This is a genomic window from Saccharothrix sp. ST-888, from assembly GCF_000955975.1.
GTDB lineage: Bacteria > Actinomycetota > Actinomycetes > Streptomycetales > Streptomycetaceae > Kitasatospora.
The window spans coordinates 1-19178 of sequence record NZ_JYJF01000124.1 but is presented as its reverse complement, the minus strand read 5'-3'; the positions used below and the strand labels follow the sequence as shown (position 1 = coordinate 19178).

At 73.9% G+C, this 19178-nt stretch carries 15 protein-coding genes; 9 read left to right on the top strand and 6 right to left on the bottom strand.

Annotation, left to right across the window (positions count from 1 at the left end; genetic code table 11):
• The coding region (locus UK12_RS41700) for a hypothetical protein (protein WP_045306036.1) at positions 1–206 on the top strand (206 nt) is incomplete at its 5' end.
• Between the two features lie 255 nt (positions 207–461).
• Here UK12_RS41700 and UK12_RS28365 read toward each other — a convergent pair.
• The gene (locus UK12_RS28365; protein WP_197085237.1) at positions 462–2285 is read right to left on the bottom strand and encodes a flavin monoamine oxidase family protein; all 1824 of its coding nucleotides are present in this window, start codon (positions 2283–2285) and stop codon (positions 462–464) included.
• Between the two features lie 227 nt (positions 2286–2512).
• Between UK12_RS28365 and UK12_RS28360 the strand changes: the two genes are divergently transcribed.
• Entirely contained in the window at positions 2513–3274 is a 762-nt protein-coding gene (locus tag UK12_RS28360; protein ID WP_156178978.1) for a hypothetical protein, read from the top strand.
• A 78-nt stretch (positions 3275–3352) separates the two neighbouring features.
• Here the strand turns inward: UK12_RS28360 and UK12_RS28355 are convergent, their stop codons facing one another.
• Positions 3353–4183, bottom strand: coding sequence for an MIP/aquaporin family protein (locus tag UK12_RS28355; RefSeq protein WP_045306040.1), 831 nt, complete (start codon positions 4181–4183; stop codon positions 3353–3355).
• Between the two features lie 295 nt (positions 4184–4478).
• Here UK12_RS28355 and UK12_RS28350 point away from each other — a divergent pair, with 295 nt between their 5' ends.
• Positions 4479–4811 (top strand): hypothetical protein, encoded by a 333-nt coding sequence (locus UK12_RS28350; RefSeq protein WP_045306034.1) that lies wholly within the window; start codon positions 4479–4481, stop codon positions 4809–4811.
• 31 nt (positions 4812–4842) lie between these two features.
• On the opposite strand, the gene UK12_RS28345 is transcribed toward UK12_RS28350, so the two are convergent.
• From UK12_RS28345 to UK12_RS44585, 3 genes are all read right to left on the bottom strand, one after another.
• Positions 4843–5490, bottom strand: coding sequence for a response regulator transcription factor (locus UK12_RS28345; RefSeq protein WP_045306033.1), 648 nt, complete (start codon positions 5488–5490; stop codon positions 4843–4845).
• Between the two features lie 38 nt (positions 5491–5528).
• Positions 5529–7163 carry a sensor histidine kinase gene (locus tag UK12_RS28340; protein ID WP_063838335.1) on the bottom strand — a complete coding sequence of 545 codons (1635 nt, stop codon included), beginning with the start codon at positions 7161–7163 and terminating at the stop codon, positions 5529–5531.
• Positions 7164–7287: 124 nt separating this feature from the next.
• Complete coding sequence (locus UK12_RS44585; protein WP_045306031.1) at positions 7288–9870, bottom strand: SpoIIE family protein phosphatase; 2583 nt, start codon at positions 9868–9870, stop codon at positions 7288–7290.
• A 481-nt stretch (positions 9871–10351) separates the two neighbouring features.
• On the opposite strand from UK12_RS44585, the gene UK12_RS28330 reads away from it, so the two are divergent.
• The gene (locus tag UK12_RS28330) at positions 10352–12583 is read left to right on the top strand and encodes a xanthine dehydrogenase family protein molybdopterin-binding subunit (protein ID WP_082120016.1); all 2232 of its coding nucleotides are present in this window, start codon (positions 10352–10354) and stop codon (positions 12581–12583) included.
• A 91-nt stretch (positions 12584–12674) separates the two neighbouring features.
• Positions 12675–13133 (top strand): (2Fe-2S)-binding protein, encoded by a 459-nt coding sequence (locus UK12_RS28325; RefSeq protein WP_045306030.1) that lies wholly within the window; start codon positions 12675–12677, stop codon positions 13131–13133.
• Positions 13134–13140: 7 nt separating this feature from the next.
• Here the strand turns inward: UK12_RS28325 and UK12_RS28320 are convergent, their stop codons facing one another.
• Entirely contained in the window at positions 13141–14484 is a 1344-nt protein-coding gene (locus UK12_RS28320) for an outer membrane protein assembly factor BamB family protein (protein WP_045306029.1), read from the bottom strand.
• Positions 14485–14753: 269 nt separating this feature from the next.
• Between UK12_RS28320 and UK12_RS28315 the strand changes: the two genes are divergently transcribed.
• The 4 genes from UK12_RS28315 to UK12_RS28300 all read left to right on the top strand — a co-directional run bounded on the left by UK12_RS28315 (position 14754) and on the right by UK12_RS28300 (position 19165).
• Positions 14754–15329: an RBBP9/YdeN family alpha/beta hydrolase gene (locus UK12_RS28315; protein ID WP_045306028.1), complete on the top strand. Its 576-nt coding sequence runs from the start codon at positions 14754–14756 to the stop codon at positions 15327–15329.
• A gap of 260 nt (positions 15330–15589) precedes the next feature.
• Positions 15590–16291 (top strand): pyridoxine/pyridoxamine 5'-phosphate oxidase, encoded by a 702-nt coding sequence (locus UK12_RS28310; RefSeq protein WP_231591421.1) that lies wholly within the window; start codon positions 15590–15592, stop codon positions 16289–16291.
• Positions 16292–16714: 423 nt separating this feature from the next.
• Positions 16715–18508, top strand: a complete 1794-nt coding sequence (locus UK12_RS28305; RefSeq protein WP_045306037.1) for a sigma-70 family RNA polymerase sigma factor — start codon at positions 16715–16717, stop codon at positions 18506–18508.
• Positions 18509–18628: 120 nt separating this feature from the next.
• Positions 18629–19165: a GNAT family N-acetyltransferase gene (locus tag UK12_RS28300; RefSeq protein WP_045306027.1), complete on the top strand. Its 537-nt coding sequence runs from the start codon at positions 18629–18631 to the stop codon at positions 19163–19165.
• Positions 19166–19178 lie beyond the last annotated feature (13 nt).

Below are 19178 nucleotides of genomic sequence, written 5' to 3'. Positions count from 1 at the left end.
CCATCACAGCCATCACCACCACCGCACTCCCCGACGGCACCCTCCACGCCCTCACCCTCACCAACGGCACCGTCTGGGACCGCACCCGCAGCTCCGACGGCACCTGGCAGATCCACGCACGCAACATCGACAACAACCGCGGCATCTTCGCGCTCTGCAGCACCGCACTGAGCGACGGCAGTCTGCACGTCGGCACCCTCGCCTGACAGCCGTCGGAGCAGCCCGCCGCGAGCAGCACTTCGGCCGGCCGAAGTGCTGCTCGCGGGCAGGCCCCCTTCCCCACAGCCCGCCGGTCTGGCTAGCGTGTCATGCGCATGGCCGCCCGGCCGTGCGTCCGCTCGCCGAGGGGAGGAACCATGTCCGTCGCGCCCGCACGCACCGTGCCCGCTCGCGGCCGAAGAAGACCAGTGAGCCAGGGGTCGCCCCCGCTCACCGCCTCCGTGCACGACCGGGTGCCACCGCTACCGCGGGTGCACCTCCAGGAAGGTCCGCACCGCGGACTCGAGCGCACCCTCGATCCAGGCCGGCTTCAGGCTGGTGTGCTCGCCGGCGAAGTGCACCCGGCCTTCGACGGTCCGGGCCGCCGGGTGCAGCTCGTGGACCTGACCGGGAGTGAACATCACCGCCTCGCCGAGCGCGTAACGGGCCCTGGCCCAGGACTGGGTGGCGCCGACCCCGGTGAACTCGGTACGGACCCGGGGCCCGAAGATCCGCTCCAGGTCGTTCAGCGCGAAGGCGTACCGCTCGCCCGGAGTCAGCGAGTCCCAGCGCATCGCGTCGTCCGACCAGGTGTACGCGGCGAGCACCACGCCGCCCTTCGACCCCTGCGGCGAGTGCGAGGGGAAGTAGGTGAACCGGCTGGCGCTGTCGGAGACGCAGCCACCGCCGGTGAAGCCGCCCGGACCCTGCTCCCAGAAGCGGTTCTTGAACTCCAGCAGCACCTTGGTCGCCGAGTCGTAGTGCAGCTCCGTCACCGCACGCCGCTTCTGGTACGACATCAGCGGCTCGATGGAGCAGAACCGCAGGGCGCTGAACGGGATGGTGACGATTGCGTAGTCGCCCTGGAAGACCTCCGTCGGATCGGTCGGCGCGCCGTCGCAGGACTCCTCGTCCCCGCTCTCGGCGGTCGTCTCGATCCGCACCCCGCTGTCCGTCTGCACCAGGCGGGTCATCCGACGGCCCATCCGCAGCTCGCCCTTGAGCAGGTCGGCGAGCTTGTCGGTGAGGACGGCGGTGCCGCCCTCCAGCTCCCAGTACCGGTTGGTAGGGCTGATCACCGCATGGTCGATCAACGTCGGTACGAGCGAGTAGTGCAGACGCGAGGTCATGTTCTCCAGGGTGCCGGCCGCCTGGATCCGGTTGTCGTCCCAGCCGGCCACCTCGGTCAGGAAGCGGCGGGTGGAGTAGCCGGCGTACTTCTGGAAGATCTTCGTCCAGGCGCCCAGCCGGTCGGCGATCGGGCCGTCCGGGACCGTGACGCTCTTGAACGCCTCGTTGACGGCCGCCGTGGTGGTGCTGTTCAGATCGGTGCCGAAAGTGCGGTTGACCGCGTTCGGGGACTGGGCGTAGGCGGCGCGGGTGCTGCGTGACCCGTTGACGGAGATCCAGGTGCGGAAGTTGGCCGTCGGCGCCTTGAAGGTGTCGGCGGCCGGACCGTTGCTCCACACCTCGTCGGTGAAGGAGCGGTAGACCACCGGCGGCACGTCGCCCGTGGGCTGGGCACCCGGCGCGACATCGGCGTTGTAGAACAGGCGCCGCTTGATGCCCAGCTTGTCGGAGAGCGCCAGCACCATCGGGTGGAAGTCCGGCAGCCGCATCGCGCCGGCCTCCGCGTACAGCTGCTTGTCCTCGAAGACGTTCCGGAAGGTCTTCACCCGGCCGCCGGTCCGGCCGGCGTTGGCCTCGATCACCACCACCTCGTGTCCGGCCTGCTTGAGCAGGTACGCGGCCGTCATGCCCGCCACCCCGGCGCCGACCACCAGCACCTTCTTGCGCCTGGCCCGGGGCGGCAGCTTGCCGTCGATCAGGATCTTCAGATAGTCGAGCGTCAGGTCCCGCCGCTCGTCGTCGCCGACCATCAGCATCTTCCGGGCCAGGTCACGCGACCGGACCTCGTCCGCGCCGCCGCTCGGCGCGGCCGTCGGCGTCGCGGCCATCGCCGCCCGTCCGGCGAACCCGGCGGCCCCGGCCACGGTGGCCACGGCGGCGGCCGAACCGAACAGCGTACGGCGGGAGACCCCACCGCGTTCCTGGGCCGTCGGCGACTGACTGGTGGGCAGATCCACGGAATCACTCCATCGCATATGCACTCGGACAACACCCGAGGCAACTACCGGAACGCACCAAGGTCACGCCACACCAAGGCGGTTCACCGAATCGGGCGGAAACGGTGGACGGCTCGGCCTCCGACCGGCCGCGCCTCACCCGTCCGAGCGATCACTACGGGTGGGGCCCGGGCTGCCCCCGGCGGCGTTACGCGCCCAGCACCGCACCGATCGCTACTGTGCTGCCCATGCCCACCCCCACCCCCTCCCTCGAGGTACGCCTGCGCCGCCTCGCCGAACGGCTCGGCACCCGTCACCGGACCCCGATCGAGACCTGGTACGACTCCGAACGCAGCAGCTGGACCCTGCGGTGGTACGACGGGCCTTCGGTGGCCGCCATCAGGTCCGAACTCGACCGCGAGGGGACCGCGACCGCGCCGGTGCTGGTGCGGCGCGACCTCACCACCCGGGCGCTGGCACTGGCGGCGCTGCGGGAGACCCGCGCGGGGGCGATGCGGCGCTGGGTCGGCAGCTGGGGCCAGCGCTACCACCTGGAACACGTGATCGCCGACCAGCCGCACCCCGAGCGGGCCGCCGACCCGCGCGAGGAGGCGATGCTGGACCGGCTGCTCACCGAGGCCACCACCGGCGACGGGCCCTGGGCCGTGCCGGACGAGAGCCGCGCCTTCGACCTGATCGCCCGCGACGGCATCGCCTGGCTGCTGCCCGACCATCGGCTCGCCGCCCCCGGGGAACCGGTCGGACTGGCCCTCGACCCACTGGAGTTCCTGACCGCCCGCTATGCCCACGGCGTCCACCGGACCGCCTGGGAGACCGCGCTGACCACCATGCCGCTGCGCGCCGCGATCGCCGCCGCCCGGACCGACCCGGCCCCCGGCCCGGACGCCGCCCGCGCCGCTCTCGCCCTGCTGCCCACCCTCCGCGACCAGCTCACCGTCGAGCTCGACACCGTCCAGGCCGCCCTCACCCGCGCCGCCGCCACCGGCTGACCGGCACTCAGCAGCCGGCGCTCACCGGCCGCCCACCGGCCGGCCCGCGACGCCGCCCGGGCCGCGATCCGACCCGGATCACTCGGCGGTGTCGGGGGCCGGCGCCCGCCCCACCTCCTGCATCCCGCCCTTGACCAGGAACCGGCCGATCAGGAGCCGGTAGAGGGCACCGCCGACGACACCGCCGATCAGCGGGCCGACGATCGGCACCCAGAAGTAGAGGTTCCCGTACTGGTCCCGCCAGGCCGTGCCGTAGCCGGTCAGATAGCTGGCCAGCCGGGGGCCGAAGTCGCGGGCCGGGTTGATGGCGTAGCCGGCGTTGGTGCCGAAGGCCATGCCGATCGCGACCACGATGAGGCCCACGATGAACGGGCCGAGGTTGGCGCGCGGCGGGTCGTTGAGCACATCGGTGACCGCGAAGACCAGCAGCACCAGGACCGCGGTCCCGATCACCTGGTCGCGCAGCGCTCCCAGCTCGCTCACCGGGAAGCCGCCGTTGCCGGGCAGGGTGGAGAACACGCCCTGGCTCTTGATCGAGTGGGCCGGGTCGAACTTGGCCAGTACCTCGGTGTAGTTCCACCGCACCAGCAGGGCCGCGACGAACGCGCCCGCCGTCTGCGCCAGCGCGTACGGGGCGACCTTGCGCCACGGGAAGCCCTTGAAGGCCGCCAGCGCCACGGTGACCGCCGGGTTGAGATGACCGCCGCTGAGCCGGGCCGCGACGTAGACGCCGAGCGTGACACCGAGTCCCCAGGCCCAGGAGATGCTGTCGTGGTCGCCGAGGCCGGCCGCGAGGACCTGGGCCACCACGCCCACGCCGAACAGGATGAGGATCATGGTGCCGGTGAACTCCGCGAAGAGTTCACCGGCCAATCCCCATCCGGGTGCCCGCTCCGATCGCTCAGCCATGTTCACTCCCGAGGGTCCTGTCGGCCGGGCCGACCGTGGGCATCCTCCTCATCGTGTACGCACCCGGCGGGCCGCTGCCCGCCCAACAGGGCTACTCGGGTCGCGGCACCCGGGCGGGCGGACCGTCCCGGAAGGCCGACATCAGCCGTCCGAGGGCCGGACGCGGGCCGGACGACCGCCGCCGGGCTGCCAACCGCCTTCCGGGCGTGAGGATTTGAGACTGCGCCCCCTTGACGATGAAGTGCGCCGGCCCTGTCATGACATGAGGGGGCGAACCGGGCGGAGGGGACTTCGGGTGGACGGCGAGGAGATCAGCTGGCTGACGGTGCCGCAGGTGCGCACCCTGTGGCCGGGGGTCGGGCCGGTGCACGAGACGGCGGTGGCCCACGGGGTCCGGTTCCGCACCGACACCGCCGACAGCGCCTGGGGTCCGCACACCGTCGTCCGCTACCACGCCGACGACATACGCCGGGTGGCTCCCCGGCTGACGGCCGCCGCCCGCGAGCCCTCCCGCCGCAGCGGACTGGCCGGCTTCCTGTTCCTGCTGCTCCTGCTGGCGCTGCTGACCTCGCTGGTCGTCTGGGCCTGGCACCAGAGCCACAGCAGCCCCTACACCTACTGGCACTGAGGTCCCGCGCCGGGGCAGGCCCGCCGGACCGTCAGAGCACGGCGTCCCGGGCCAGCAGCGCGGCCTGCACCCGGTTCTCGCACTCCAGCTTGGCGAGGATCCGGCTCACATGCGTCTTCACCGTGCCCTCGCTCATGTGCAGCCGGCTGCCCACGTCCGCGTTGGAGAGGCCCTCGCCGAGCAGGTCCAGCACCTCCCGCTCGCGCGCCGACAGCGCGGCCAGCCGCCGCCTGGCGGCGTCGCGGCGGCCGGCGGCGGGACCGGCGGCGAGGCTGTCCACGATGTGCCGGGTGGCGGCGGGCGACAGGAAGGCATGCCCGCCGGCGGCCGCGCGGACGGCCTGGATCAGCTCGCCGGGCGCGGTGTCCTTGAGCAGGAAGCCGGCGCCGCCCGCGGCGACCGCGCGCAGCACGTTCTCCCGTTCCCCGAAGGTGGTCAGGATCAGCGCCCGCGCACCGGGCACCACCCTGGGCAGCTCGGCGAGCGCGGTGAGACCGTCCATCACCGGCATCTGGATGTCCAGCAGCACCACGTCCACCGCGTGTGCCCGCGCCAGGTCGAGTGCCTCGCGACCGTTGGCGGCCTCCGCCACCACGTCGATGTCGTCGGCGGAGGTGAGGATGAGCCGGATCCCCGCGCGGATCAGCGGCTCGTCGTCGGCGACGAGGACTCGGATCACTGCTCTGCCTCCTGGGTGTGCTGGTTCAGCGGCTGCACCTAGGCACGGTAGTGCACCTTTTCGATCAGTACACCATCGCGGAAGCAGAGCCGGTTCACGTACTCGGTGCCCGGCTCGCTGCCCGCCTCGTCCGCGGTGAACCAGAGGCAGGACGCCCCGGCCGGGACGTCGGGCCCCTTCCGCCGGTACCCACCGGTGATGAAGTCGCTGCCGGACGGCAGCCTGGCCTTGACCGCGTGTTCGGGCTGGCCCACCTCGATCGAGTCGTACACGTCGCGGTCGAGCGTCGCGTTGTCGGACGACTTGACCAGCATGTAGCCGCCGAAGCCGAGCAGGGCCAGGAACGCGATGCCCACCAGACCCGCCGCCACCGCGCAGCCGAGGGCCGGGCTGCGGCGGGCCGGCGGTCCCGGTGGCGGTGCCTCCGGCAGGTCGGGGTCGTCCGTGGGCGGGCGCCCGGTCCCCTCGTACGGCAGGACTCCGGCGAGCCGGAAGCCGCCCCCGGGGGTGGGGCCGCTGTGCACCATGCCGCCGAGCAGCCGGGCGCGCTCACGCAGGCCGGTCAGGCCCTGGCCGCCGCTGACCACCGGCCCCGGGGCGGGCGCGGGCGAGGCTCCGTTGACCACCTCGACCAGCAGCGCGTCCGGCTCGTAGCGCAGGGCGACGTCGATCGGCGCGGTCGGGGCGTGCTTGTGGGCGTTGGTCAGGGCCTCCTGGACGATCCGGTAGGCGGCGTGGCCGGTGGCGGCGGCCAGCGGACGGATCTCACCGGAGCGGGTCAGCCGGACGGCGGTTCCGGCGGCGCGGGAGGCGTCGGTGAGCCGCTCGATCGCCTCCACACCGCCCGCGACCCCGGTGTCCCCGGCCGCGCCCGCCACCCCGCGCGAGCCGGCCGCGCCGATCGCGTTCTCGTCCCGTAGCAGGCCGACCGTCTCGCGCAGCTCGCCCATCGCGGTCACGGCGGCCTGGCGCAGCACGGTGACCGCCTCGCGCTGGCGGTCCGTGAGGCTGCGGTCCACCTCCAGGGCGCCGGTGTGGACGGAGATCAGTGCCAGCTGGTGGCCGAGGCTGTCGTGCATGTCCTGGGCGATCCGCTGGCGTTCGCGCTGCCTGGCCTGGTGGGCGATCATGGCGCGCTCGCGCAGCAGCTGGTCGTTGCGCTCCTGCAGGGTGCTGAGCAGGGTGCGGCGCTGCGCGCGGTAGCGGCCGAAGACCGCGGGCAGGACGACGACCAGCAGGAACATCGCCAGGTTGACCCCGATCAGTCCCTTGATCGGCAGCTCGTCGACGTTGAAGCAGAACGAGGTCGCGGTACTCAGGGCGAGGACACCCGCGCAGGCAGCCGCGAGGGTCCGCGCCCTGGCTATTCGGTAGCCGGCCGACCAGCCGGCGACGGCCAGCATCGGGAGGAATCCGCCGAGCGCGCCGACGGCCCCCGCGGTGAGCAGCAGGACCGCCATCGGCAGCCCGCGGCGCAGCAGGTACAGCACGGCGCAGGCCAGCGCGACGGCGGCCGCGCCGAGCGGTCCGATCGGGTCGGTCAGCGCGAGGAGTCCGCCCAGCATGGCGAGGAGGAGGGCGGGCCCGCCCTCGCGCAGGTACTCCCGCCTGCCCCAGGGGCCGGGGAGGGCACGCTTGCGTGCTGCTGTCCGGAGCTCTGCTGTCTTCGCCACCCGGGCGAGGGTACTCGGACCGTCCCGGCCTGCGCCGCTGTCTTTGGTCGCGTCCGGACACGACGAAAGTCACCACCGGTGCTCCTCCCGGCGGTGCGGCGACCGGCGTGCCACGGGCGACGCGCTACGGGCGCCGGGCGGTGAGCAGGAGGGCTACGTCGTCGGCGCGGTGGGCCGAGTGGCGGGCGGCGCCCAGCAGATGGTCGGCGAGGGTCTCCAGGGATCCGACGGCGGCGCCGTGGGCGAGCGAGACCCGGAGGCGGTCGATGCCCTGGTCGATCCCGGTACCGGCCTCCTCGACCAGTCCGTCGGTGTAGAGCGCGAGGACGGAGCCGTGCGGTACGGCGAAGCTGCTGACGGGATAGGCGCTGGTGTGGTCGATGCCGAGCAGCGGGCCGCCTGCGAGGTCGAGCGCCTCGGTGCGGCCGTCGGGGTGGCGCAGCAGCGGGGGCAGGTGGCCGGCGCGGGCGGCCCGGGCCCGGTCGTCGGCGGGGTCGAGGCTGATCAGGCAGCAGCTGGCGAGCAGTCCCGGGTCCAGGTCGACCAGCAGCCGGTTGGTGCGGAGCAGCACCTCCCCCGGCGGGTTGCCGCCGGTGATGAAGGCGCGGACGGCGCTGCGCAGCTGGCCCATGGTGGCGGCGGCGCCGACGCTGTGGCCCTCGACGTCGCCGATGACCAGGCAGAGCCCCTGGTCGGTGACGATGGCGTCGTACCAGTCGCCGCCGATCTCCATGCCCTGGGTGCCGGGCAGGTAGCGGGCCGCGATGGCGAGTCCGGGGACGTCGGGGAGCCGGTGCGGGAGCAGGGCCTGCTGCAGGCCGCGGGCGAGGGCGAACTCGGCGTCGTACAGGCGGGCGCGTTCGAGGGCCTGGGCGATCAGGCCGCCGAGTCCGGTGAGGACCGAGCGTTCCTCGGTGGTGAAGGTCCTGGGGTGGTCGAAGCCGATGATGCAGCTGCCGACGGGGTGTCCGGAGGCGATCAGCGGCAGGAAGGCCCAGGACCGCATCTCGTCGAGGGGGATGCCCGGGTAGGCGGCGAGGAGCTCGTGTGCGGACTCGAAGAAGATCGGGGCGCCGCCGGTGAGGGTCTCGGTGCCGGGAAGTCTGGCATGGACGGGGATGCCCTCGAAGCCGTCCAGGAAGCCGTCGGGATAGCCGGTCTGGGCGGCCAGGTAGAGGCGGCCGTCGCGGACCAGGTAGATCGCCAGTTCCTGGCCGCCGAAGCCCGGCAGGATCTGCTCGGCGACGGCCGCGCAGACCTCGCGGACGCTGACCGCCTCGGTGAGGGCGCTGGCCAGCTGGAGCAGGTAGTAGGTGGCCCCGGGCCCGGCGCGGGCCGGCTGCGGGCTGTCCCGGTCGGGGCTCGGGACGGTCCGGCCGGCCGGGACGGTCAGAGTGGTCGCGGTGGTCGCGGTGGTCGCGGTGGTCGCGGTGGTCGCGGTGGTCGCGGTGGTCGCGGTGGTCGCGGTGGTCGCGGTGGTCGCGGCGGTCGTCGGCGGGGGGTGCGGGCGGCCGGGTTCGCGGGGCGGTGCGGTCGGGATGACGCGGCCGGTGACGCCCTGGGTGTCGGGGTAGAGCGAGAAGGCGAGCCACTGGTCGGGCGGCCGGCGGGCGAGGAAGGCGGTGGGCCGCTGGGAGAGCATGGCGGCGCGGTAGCGGTCCTCGTACACGGGGTCGGCGAGCCAGGGCAGGGCGGTCCAGGGGTGGCGGCCGAGCAGCTGTTCGCGCGGGGTCTCCAGGAGGAGTTCCGTGCTGCGGTTGGCGTAGTCCACCCGGCCGTCGGGGGTGAGGGCGAAGATGCCCTCGCGCAGCCGTTCGACGGCGGCGACCGCGGCGGCGCCGTGGCCGGTGTCCAGGACCGCCCCGATCAGGTGGGTGCGGATCGGGCCGTCCGGCACCCGGCCCCAGATCCTGACCGGCCGGTAGTGGCCGTGCCGGTCGCGCAGTCGCACCTTGCGGGCGGGCAGGGTGCCGGTCCGGGCGGCGGCGAGGACCGCGAGGCGCAGCGCGGACCGGTCCTCGGGGGCGATCAGGTCCGCGAGGGTGGCGGCGCTGCCGCCGAGTTCCGCGGCGGAGCGGCCCAGGATGGCCTGGAGTCCGTCGTCCACGGCGACGGTGCCGGCGATCAGGTCCCAGTCGAACGTGCCGACCTGGACGGCCGGGCCGACCGGTCCCGGCAGCTCGACCACGATCGGTTCACCGCCGGCCTCGACGGCCGCGCCCGGGCCGGGCAGTCCGCCGAGCGCGCTGCCCAGCCGTACGGCCGAGGTCCGCAGGTGGCGGCGGGCGGTGAGCGGCACCCCCTGGTCGAAGCTGGGCCACAGCACGCACAGCGCCCCGAAGACCTCCGCGCCGACGCCGACGGGCGCACAGGCCAGGGCGAAGGCGTACGGCATCCCCACGGAGAGCCTGGGGAAGCGCCGCATGGTCTCCTCGGCGCCGGCCAGGCTGATGGTGCGGCCGGTGCGGTAGGCGACGGCGGCGGGCAGCTGCCCGGCCACCGGGATCCGGCGGAACCCGCTGAGCAGGGACAGCGGCACCCCGGCCACGGCGCAGAGCACCAGGGAGCGCCGATCGGGTGAGCGGAGGTAGACCATGCCGCCGTACGCCGCGGTGCTGTGGACCGCCCGGCGCAGGCCGTGGGTGAGCAGTTCCTCGGCCGAAGCCGTGGCGACGAGCGCCCGGGGGGCGGCCGGGCGCTCCCGCACGGTCCGCTTCGTTCCCGAACCGCCCCTAGCGTGCGGGCCGGCCCGGCCCGCCGGGACACCCTGGCGCACGATCTCTCTGTACGCCCGACCCCTGAACGGTGTCAACCGGGCACCGCCCCCGGCAGCGCGGGGATCCGCCCGGGAAACCACGCACCACGCCCGGTCGGTGCTCGCGGGCAGCGCACCCGGGGTGGCGGCCTGCTCGCCGCTGCTTCCGGGGCAAGCCGGTCCCCACCGACGCCAGGCACTGGCCGCGACCGTACCCGCCCGGGCCACGCCGCCCGGGCCACGGCCGTCAGGAGCACGGGACCGGAGAGAGCCCGCCCTGCCCGGGCTTCACCCTGTCTCTCCTGGAAGATCCCAGCGCCGCGGTGTTCTCCGACACACCGTCAACTCGTCTGCCCGGTGCCGGAACGGGCCTGTCGGGCGGCCCTGCGGCGGGGCTTGATCACTGTTGTTGACCTGTCAACTCACGCTCCCTATGCTCGATCCGCTCCGTCCTCCCGGGCCGTGCCCGGCAGCCGTCCGGGAAGGGACCTCCCCCATCAGTACGCCGACCACTCCGCGTTCCGTCAGCCGTCGGCGGTTCCTCACCTACCTGGTCGCCGCGCCCGCACTCGCGGTCGGCGCCCAACTCGCCCTCGACGGCGAGCCGGCCGAGGCGCTGCCCGGCATCCCCGACGTGCTGGACCTGGGCGACGCCCTGATCCTGGCCGGGCTGCCGACCTCGCACCTGCTGGTCCTGGAGGTCACCTCGGCGGGCCGGGTGGTGCTCCAACTCCCGCGCCTGGAGGTGGGCCAGGGGCTGACCACCGCGATGGCGATGCTGGTGGCGGACGAACTCGGGGCCCGGCTCGGGGATGTGGACGTCCCGCTCGCCCCGGCCCGGCCCGAGCTGCTCTTCAACCAGCTGACCGGCGCCTCCAACTCGGTCCGTTCGCTCTACGACCCGGTCCGGGCCGCGGCCGCCGCCGCCCGCGCCAGGCTGGTCACCGCCGCCGCCCGCCGCTGGTCGCTGTCCGCGGGCTCGCTGCGCGTCCAGGACAGCGCCGTGCTCGCGCCCGACGGCCGCAGTGCCTCGTACGCCTCGCTCGCCGTCGAGGCGGCCGGCGTGCTCGTGCCGGCCGTCCCGGCCACGCCCAAGCCGGTCTCGCAGCAGCGGCTGGTCGGGCAGGCCACCGGGCGGATCGACGCCCGCGACATCGTCACCGGCAAGGCCAAGTACACCGGCGACCTGGACATCCCCGGTGCGGTGCCGACCGTCGTCTCCCGGCCCCCGACCATCAACGGCACCGTCCGCTCGTACCGCGCCGACGCCGCGCTCGCCATGCCCGGCGTGCTCGGCGTGGTGCGGATACCCACCGGGATCGCCGTCCTGGCGGAGACCTTCGACCAGGCGATGAAGGCCAAGGCCGGGCTCGACATCGACTGGGGTCCGGGCCCGCTGGCCACGCTCTCCGACGAGGACATCCGCGGCAGGCTGCGGGACGCCCAACCGCCCTTCCTGGTACCGCCGTTGCTCACCCAGCACGTCGACGCCGAGTTCGACTTCGCCTTCGTCAGCCATGCGCCGATGGAGGTGCTCACCGCCGTCGCGGACGTGCGCGCGGACCGGGCGGAGCTGTGGTTCGGCGCGCAGGCGCCGATCGTCGCCCAGCAGGCCATCGCCGCCGAGCTCGGCCTGCCGCTCTCTGCCGTCACCCTCCATGTGGTGCGCGGCGGCGGCTCGTTCGGGCGCCGGCTGTTCTTCGACGCCGGACTTGAGGCCGCCCAGATCTCCAAGGCGGCCGGGCGGCCGGTGAAGCTTATGTGGACCAGGAACGACGACGTCCGCCACGGCCGGATGCGCCCCGCCAGCCACCACCGGATCCGGGCCACCCACGCACTCGGCCAGGTCCTCACCTACGAGCACCGGGTCGCCACCGTGCGGACCGACTTCCGGCACGGCCTCGGCGAGGCGCTGACCGCCGCCGCCTTCGACCTGTCGGTCGCCGGGATCACCCTCTCCCAGGCGTTCTTCCTGCTCACCGAGAAGCTCCCCTACGAACTCGGGCTGAGCACTCAGCTGCTCGCCGAGGTGCCGCTGGAGATGCACACCGGCAGCTGGCGCTCGGTCTACTCCGGCCTGGTCCGGGTCGCCGACGAGATCATGGTCGACGAGCTGGCGCGCACCCTCGGCCAGGACCCGGCGGCCTTCCGCCGCAGCCGGCTGTCCGACGCCGCCGGACGGGCCGTGCTGGACCGGCTCGTCCAGGCGGGCGACTGGGGCCGCGCGATGCCCGCCGGACACGCCCAGGGCATCGCCTTCCACGCCGAACACCGCTCCAGCGTCGCCTACCTGGTCGAACTGGACGCCACCGACCGGGCCAATCCGCGGGTCACCAAGGCCGTCGCCGTCGCCGACGTCGGCCGGGTGATCAACCCGCGCGGCCTGGAGGCCCAGCTGATGGGCGCGCTGATGGACGGCATCTCCGTCACCCTCCAGGCCGGGGTGCACATCGACAAGGGCGCCGTGCGCGAGGGCAGTTACGCCGACTTCAGGTACGCCCGCCAGCGGCACAGCCCGCCCGAGTTCGCGGTGCACCTGATGCCGCCGAGCGGGTCGCCCGGCGGCGCGGGCGAACTCGGCGTACCGGCCGCCGCCGCAGCCGTCGCCAACGCCTGGGCCCGCGCCACCGGGACCTCACCGCGGAGCTTCCCGGTCAACTTCTGATCGCAGCCCGCCCCCTGGCCCGAGCCCCGAATCCCGCTCCCCCGAACCCCACTCCCCCGAATCCCACTTCCTGATGGATGGTCAATCAGCCGTGCCCAGTTACCAGTTCGTCCTCAACGGCCGGTCCGTCACGGTCGACGCACCCGCCGACATGCCGCTGCTCTGGGTCCTGCGCGACAAGCTGGGCGTCACCGGCCCCAAGTACGGCTGCGGGGTGGGCGTCTGCCGCGCCTGCACCAGCCACCTGGACGACGCCGAGATCCAGCCCTGCACGGTTCCGGTCCAGGACTGCGCGGGCCGCCGGGTCACCACGATCGAGGGCCTCGCGGACGGCGACCGGCTCCACCCCGTCCAGCAGGCCTGGCTGGACCAGGACGTGGCGCAGTGCGGCTTCTGCCAGCCCGGACAGATCATGACCGCCGTCGCCCTGCTGCGCCGCACCCCCGACCCGACCGACGCCGACATCGACCGGATCGAGAACGTCTGCCGCTGCGGCACGTACTTCCGGATCCGCGAGGCGATCAAGCAGGCTGCCGCCGCCGGGAGTTGACGGCCCGCTACAGCGGCAGCGCGTACAGCTGGAGGTCGTGGCCGGCGAAGAGGCGGTCGCCGTCGGCGCCGAGGTGCCAGACCTGTATTCCGGGACTCGAGTCGCGGAACTGCCAGCGCAGTTCGCCGGTGTGGACGTCCATCGCGCAGACGCCCGCGTCGGCCGGCCCGGGGATGTAGAGGGTGTCGCGCACCAGGATCGGGTAGTTGCGCAGGTCCAGGCGGAACGGCACCTTGACCGACCACTTCCGCGCTCCGTCCGCCGCGGCGTGGCGGGTCACCTGGCTGTCGTCGCGCAGGAGCAGGACGTCGCCGTCCACGGCCTTCGCCCAGAGACAGCGCCAGCTGTCGCTCTGCTCCGGGGTGATCGTCCATGCCGTGCTGCCGTCTCCGAGCCGGATCGCCTGCATGCCGCCCACCCGGTCCGACGCGTAGACGTGCTCCGGTCCCAGGCCCCGCACGGAGAACTGCTCGCCGACCGAGACCGACCACTCGCGCGAGCCGTCGGCGGCTTTGAGCGAGACCAGCGCCCCTGCCCCGGCGAGGCCCAGCAGCCGGTCGCCGGGAGCCGGGAGCACGCCCCAGAGCCAGTCCTCCTTGGCCAGTTGGTGGATCCAGACCGGTCGGCCCGTCTCCGCCGAGAACGCGAACACGGCCGTCCGGTTGTCCGGTCCCATGGGGCTGGTCATCCCGTAGAGCGTGCCGTCGACGCAGGTCTGGAGCTGCACCTGCTCGTCGGAACCGCCGAGCTCCGGCGGGCAGGGCAGCTGCCAGTCGGCGGACGGGTCGGTGAGGTGGAAGCTTCTGATCCGCCCGATCCGAGAGTCGAAGACCCGCTCGGCACCCGCCAGCGCCGGACTGGCGACAAACGGCCTCGACGATGCGTCCACCCGGTCCTCACCGTCGGACAGATCGATCCTACGGCGCTCCGCCCCGGTGGCCGGGTCGAGCGTCAGCAGCTTGTCACCGTCGACGAAGACCGGGAGCGACACCGAGCCCACAAGGAGTTCGGGCGTCTGTGCGGTGATCCCACGGTGCACCCAGAGCGGCCGCGGGCCGGGACGGACCGCGGGAGCGGTGGGGACGGCGGGCCCCGCGGTCCGCCCGGGCGCGGTCCGGGAGCGCTCGTTCAGCCACCACGCCCCGCCTACGAGCGCCAACGCACCAGCCCCCAGGAGCATCTGACGTCGCGTCAGACCACTTCGATAGGGCGGCGGCTCGCCGTCGTCCGGCCGGGACGGGTCGGAGCGGGAGCCGGCCAGGACGTCCGGACCCGGCTCCATGCCCGGCTCCAGATCGAGAAGGATCTCCCCGACCTGCCCCTCGGACTCCTCCGACCGCTTCTTCCCCATCGCCCTGCACCTTCCCCCGTGAAAGCCTGCTCGGAGAATAGCCGACGCCCGCCGGGCACGAACGACCGACCGGGGCCCGCCAGCTCCGCCCGCGCGGGGCGCGCGCCGAGCGCCCGCAACTCCTTGACGGTCCGGCGCACGTGGCCCGATTCCCTCGGGAGGGGAGTGCCCGGCCGGTGGCGTGCCCTCGGCGGATAGGGTCCTGCGCTGGGGGCGCCATCCCTTCGCCGTGCCTGTGGTGCGGCAGTCCGCGAGCGAGAGGCACACCGATGACGGCCGAACCGACCTTCCTGGTCCTGCCCGGCTACCAGAACTCCGGCCCCGAGCACTGGCAGAGCCGGTGGGAGCGGCAGGACCCGGCCGCCTTCCGCCGCGTCGAGCAGGGCGACTGGGACCACCCCTCGCTCGGCGACTGGGTCGACACCCTCGACCGGGCCGTCATCAGGGCGCTCGCCGACGGTCCCGGCCCGGTCGTGCTGGTGGCGCACAGCCTCGGGTGCACCACCGTGGCGCACTGGGCTGCCGCACACTCCCGTCCGGTCCGGGCCGCGCTGCTCGTCGCGCCGCCGGACATCGAGACCGCCGAGGTCCCGGAACTGTTCGGCTTCCGTCCGATCCCCCGGCAGCCGCTGCCGTTCCCCAGCCTCCTGGCCTCCAGCAGCGACGACCCGTGGTGCTCGACCGAGCGGGCCCGGGCGTTCGCGGACAGCTGGGGGTCGGCCTTCGTCGACGCCGGTGCGCACGGGCACCTCAACTCCGACTCCGGGCTGGGCGACTGGCCCGAGGGCCGCGAGCTGCTCGCCCGGCTGCTGGAGACCGAGCCCGGCGCCGGAGCGATCGGCTGACCGGGTGCCGGCGCCGGGGCGATCGGCTGCCGGGGCGGCGTGCGCCCTCGGCTCGGGGGAGTGCGGCCGCAGCCGTACCTGACGGGCCGTCCGGTGGAGCCGTTGGGCCGGGTAGGGTGACACTTGACCTGGTGCATACCGGGAATTGACCTTCCTGTCGACCCGCCCGACCGGGCCTGACGGAGCAAGACCGGATATGACCGAACAGGGGCCTGGCGCCGGCCGGCGCGAGGTCGGCACGATTCTGAACGGGAGTCACGGTGACCGAGCAAGCACAGGCCGAGGACCGCAGCACACTGGCGGAGTTGCTGCAGGGGCACCCGCCCATGGCCCGTGAGCTCCCCGGCTTCGCGACCGACCGGCTGCCCGCCAACCCGGCCGAGCTCTTCGGCGCGTGGCTGACCGGGGCCTTCGCGGCCGGGGTGCTCGATCCGCAGGTGGTCACGCTGTCCACGGTGGACACCGACGGCTGTCCGGACGCCCGGGTGCTGGTGCTGCGCGGCATCGACGTACCGGGTGCGGGCTGGGTCTTCGCGGCCGACGCCGACAGCCCCAAGGGACGGCAGCTGGCCGTCCGGCCGAAGGCGGCGATCACCGTCTACTGGCCGCTGCTGGGCCGGCAGATCCGGGTCCGGGGCCTGGTCGAGACCGCGTCGCCGGAGGAGTCGGCGCTCGACTTCCTGGACCGCTCCCCCTGGTCCCGGGCCGCCGCCTTGGTCGGCCACCAGAGCGAGCCGCTCACCTCCCTCGAGGTGTACGAGAACGCCGCACGCGAGGCCAGGCGTCGCCTGGAGGCCGACTCGAAGACGATCACCCCGGGCCACACCGTCTACACCCTGCGGGCCTCCGAGGTCGAGTTCTGGCAGGGCGACGCCACCCGCCGCCACGTCCGGGTGCACTACAGCCGCAACGAGGTCGGGGCCACGTCGGGCGCCTGGGCCCGCACCCTGCTCTGGCCCTGACGGCCCCTACCCCCGGACCCCCGACCAGCCCCGGAGCCTCCCGCTCCGAACGCGTCGACCGTCTCGAACGCGTCGAACGGGCCGTCGGTGGTGCTGTGGCCACTGTCACAGCACCACCGACGGCCGCCGGTCCCTCCGACACCACGGCCCGCGCGGCGGTGCCCGCCGAAAGCCCGCAGCACGGCCCTCCGTACGCACAACTGTGATGCCCTGGTGAGGACTTGGGGCACAGCAGGTCCTTCTTCCACCTCCTGCGGATACCGTGCGGCCGGGGCGTCGAGCACGCTCCCGGAGTCCGGAGAGGGAGCCGCCGAGGCACTCCTCCGAATTCCGTCCCGGTTTTCCGTTATCGAACACCGGTCACCGGATCTCCCATCACGACAGGGCAGAACGGACAGGCCGACGGAGAAGGTGGACCACACGATGGACAGGGACTGCGGCACGGCAACGGTGGTGCAGGCGCAGGCCGGGGATCGGCTCGCCACGGACGAACTGATCGGCAGCCACCTCCCGCTGGTGTACAACATCGTCGGCCGGGCCCTCTCCGGCCACCCGGACACCGACGACGTCGTGCAGGAGACCATGCTGCACGCCGTGGACGGCCTGCCCTCACTGCGCGAACCGGCCAGCTTCCGGTCGTGGCTGGTCGCCATCGCGATGAACCAGATCCGCCGCCGCCACCAGACCGCCCAGGCTCAGCAGGCGCAGCAGGCGTACGCCACCGGCGCGGGCGCGAGCGCCTATGGCGCGGCCGGCGCCGAGCCGGCCGATCCCGGCGCGGACTTCGTGAACCTGACCATCGTCCGGCTCGGCCTCTCCGGCCAGCGCCGGGAGGTCGCGGAGGCCACCCGCTGGCTGGACGAGGACGACCGCGAACTGCTGGCCCTGTGGTGGCAGGAGGCCGCCGGTCAGCTCACCCGCGCCGAGCTGGCCGCTGCGCTGGGGCTGGCTCCGCAGCACGCGGCGGTCCGGGTGCAGCGGATGAAGAACCAGCTGGAGAACGCCCGGGTGGCGGTCCGGGCCCTGTCCGCCGCACCGCTCTGCTGGCAGCTCGCCGAGATGACCGCCACCTGGGACGGCTCGCCGGGGACCCTGTGGCGCAAGCGGATAGCCCGGCATGCCCGGGAGTGCGGGTACTGCGCGCAGCAGCGTGACGGGCTCTTCCCCGCCGAGGGGCTGCTCGCCGGGCTCGCCCTGGTCCCGGTCCCGCACGGGCACCTCGCCTCGGGCGCCCTCACGGCCGCCTTCTCGGCGCAGCCGACGGCGGCGCACCCAGCCGGCTCCGCCCACGCGGGCGGATCGGCGGGCACGAGCGGGTCGACGGGCACCGGCGGGTCGGCCGACGGCTCCGCAGCCGCCCACGGCGCCGCGCCGTCCGACGGGAACTCCGGCCCCGTCGGCCACCGGGCCCACCGGCATGCCGCCGGGCGGAGGCGGCGGGCGCTGCCGAAGTCGTCGAAGTCCCGCAGGCTGCTGCTGACCGCGCTGGGCACGGCGGCCGTCACGGCGGCCGCCGTCGGTGTGGTGGCTGCCGAGCAGGAGCACTCCAACGGGTCGGTGACGCAGGCCGACGCGGTCGCCGCTCCCCCGGAGGCCGTCCCGGCGTTCGCGCTGGGGCCCGCCGCCGCACCGGCCGCCGTGCCGCCCTCCGCCTCGGCCGCGCCGTCCTCCGGAGCTCCCTCCTCGGGGGCTCCGTCCTCGGCCGCACCCTCCCCGACGAGTTCGCCCACCTCCTCGGCCGGCGCCTCCAGCCCGACGCCGTCGCCGACCCGGACGGCCGCCCGGGCCGCGTCGAGCCCGAGTGCCGCCCCGGCGATCCGGCAGACGGCGCCCTCCTCGATCCAGCAGCAGGTCATCGACCTGGTCAACACCGAGCGGTCGAAGGCCGGTTGCAGCCCGGTGCGCAACAACTCCAAGCTCCAGGCCGCCGCGCAGGGGCACTCGGACGACATGGCGGCCCGGAACTTCTTCGACCACACCAACCCCGACGGTGCCGGGCCGCAGGCCCGGATAGAGGCGGCCGGCTACCGGTGGAGCACCTGGGGCGAGAACATCGCGCGCGGCCAGAGCGACCCCGCCGCCGTGATGGACAGCTGGATGCACAGCCCCGGGCACCGTGCGAACATCCTCAACTGCGCGTTCACCGAGCTCGGCGTCGGTGTCCACCAGGGCAGCGGCGGCCCGTGGTGGACCCAGGACTTCGGCGCGCCGAGCTGAGCCCGGCAGCGGGACCGGTCGTACGGCACGGTCCGCCGTGCGGCAGGGCGACCGTACGGCAGGGCAGTCGTGCGGCAAAAGGACTTGTCGATCGGTCAGGAGGCGTCAAGGATCACCACCATGGAACGACCCGCCGAGTTCATCAGTGACGACCGGGTCGAGCTGCGCCGTTGGCGTGCCGAGGACGCCGAGGCCATGAACCGCCTGGTCACCGAGTCGCTGCCGCACCTGCTGCCGTGGATGCCCTGGGCCGCCGAGCACGACTTCGCCGCGGTGGCCGACTACACCGCTCGCAGCGAGCAGTGGTGGCTGGCCGGCGAGGCGTACAACTACGCGATCACCACGGGCGGCGAGATCGTCGGCAACTGCACCCTGACCCGGCAGGTCGGCCCGGGGGCGCTGGAGATCGGCTACTGGATCCACCCGGGGTGGGCCGGCCGGGGGCTGGTCACGACGGCGGCCGCCGCCCTGGTCCGGGAGGCGTTCGCGCTGCCGGACGTGGAGCGGGTCGTCATCCGCACCGACAGCGCCAACACCGCCAGCATCGCGGTGGCCCGACGCCTGGGCTTCACCGAGGTCGAGCGCGGGCCCAGCCCGGGCGGCCCGTCCACCCCGGCCCGGGACGGCGTCGACGTGGTGTGGGAGCTGCGCCGCTGATGCGCGGGGGCCG

Bases quoted from the DNA above. Each gene is read 5' to 3' on its own strand.
- UK12_RS28360 (WP_156178978.1), top strand. From the start codon at position 2,513: ATGCCCACCCCCACCCCCTCCCTCGAGGTACGCCTGCGCCGCCTCGCC.
- UK12_RS28355 (WP_045306040.1), bottom strand. From the start codon at position 4,183: ATGGCTGAGCGATCGGAGCGGGCACCCGGATGGGGATTGGCCGGTGAA.
- UK12_RS28330 (WP_082120016.1), top strand. From the start codon at position 10,352: ATGCTCGATCCGCTCCGTCCTCCCGGGCCGTGCCCGGCAGCCGTCCGG.
- UK12_RS28320 (WP_045306029.1), bottom strand. From the start codon at position 14,484: ATGGGGAAGAAGCGGTCGGAGGAGTCCGAGGGGCAGGTCGGGGAGATC.
- UK12_RS28315 (WP_045306028.1), top strand. From the start codon at position 14,754: ATGACGGCCGAACCGACCTTCCTGGTCCTGCCCGGCTACCAGAACTCC.
- UK12_RS28305 (WP_045306037.1), top strand. From the start codon at position 16,715: ATGGACAGGGACTGCGGCACGGCAACGGTGGTGCAGGCGCAGGCCGGG.
- UK12_RS28300 (WP_045306027.1), top strand. From the start codon at position 18,629: ATGGAACGACCCGCCGAGTTCATCAGTGACGACCGGGTCGAGCTGCGC.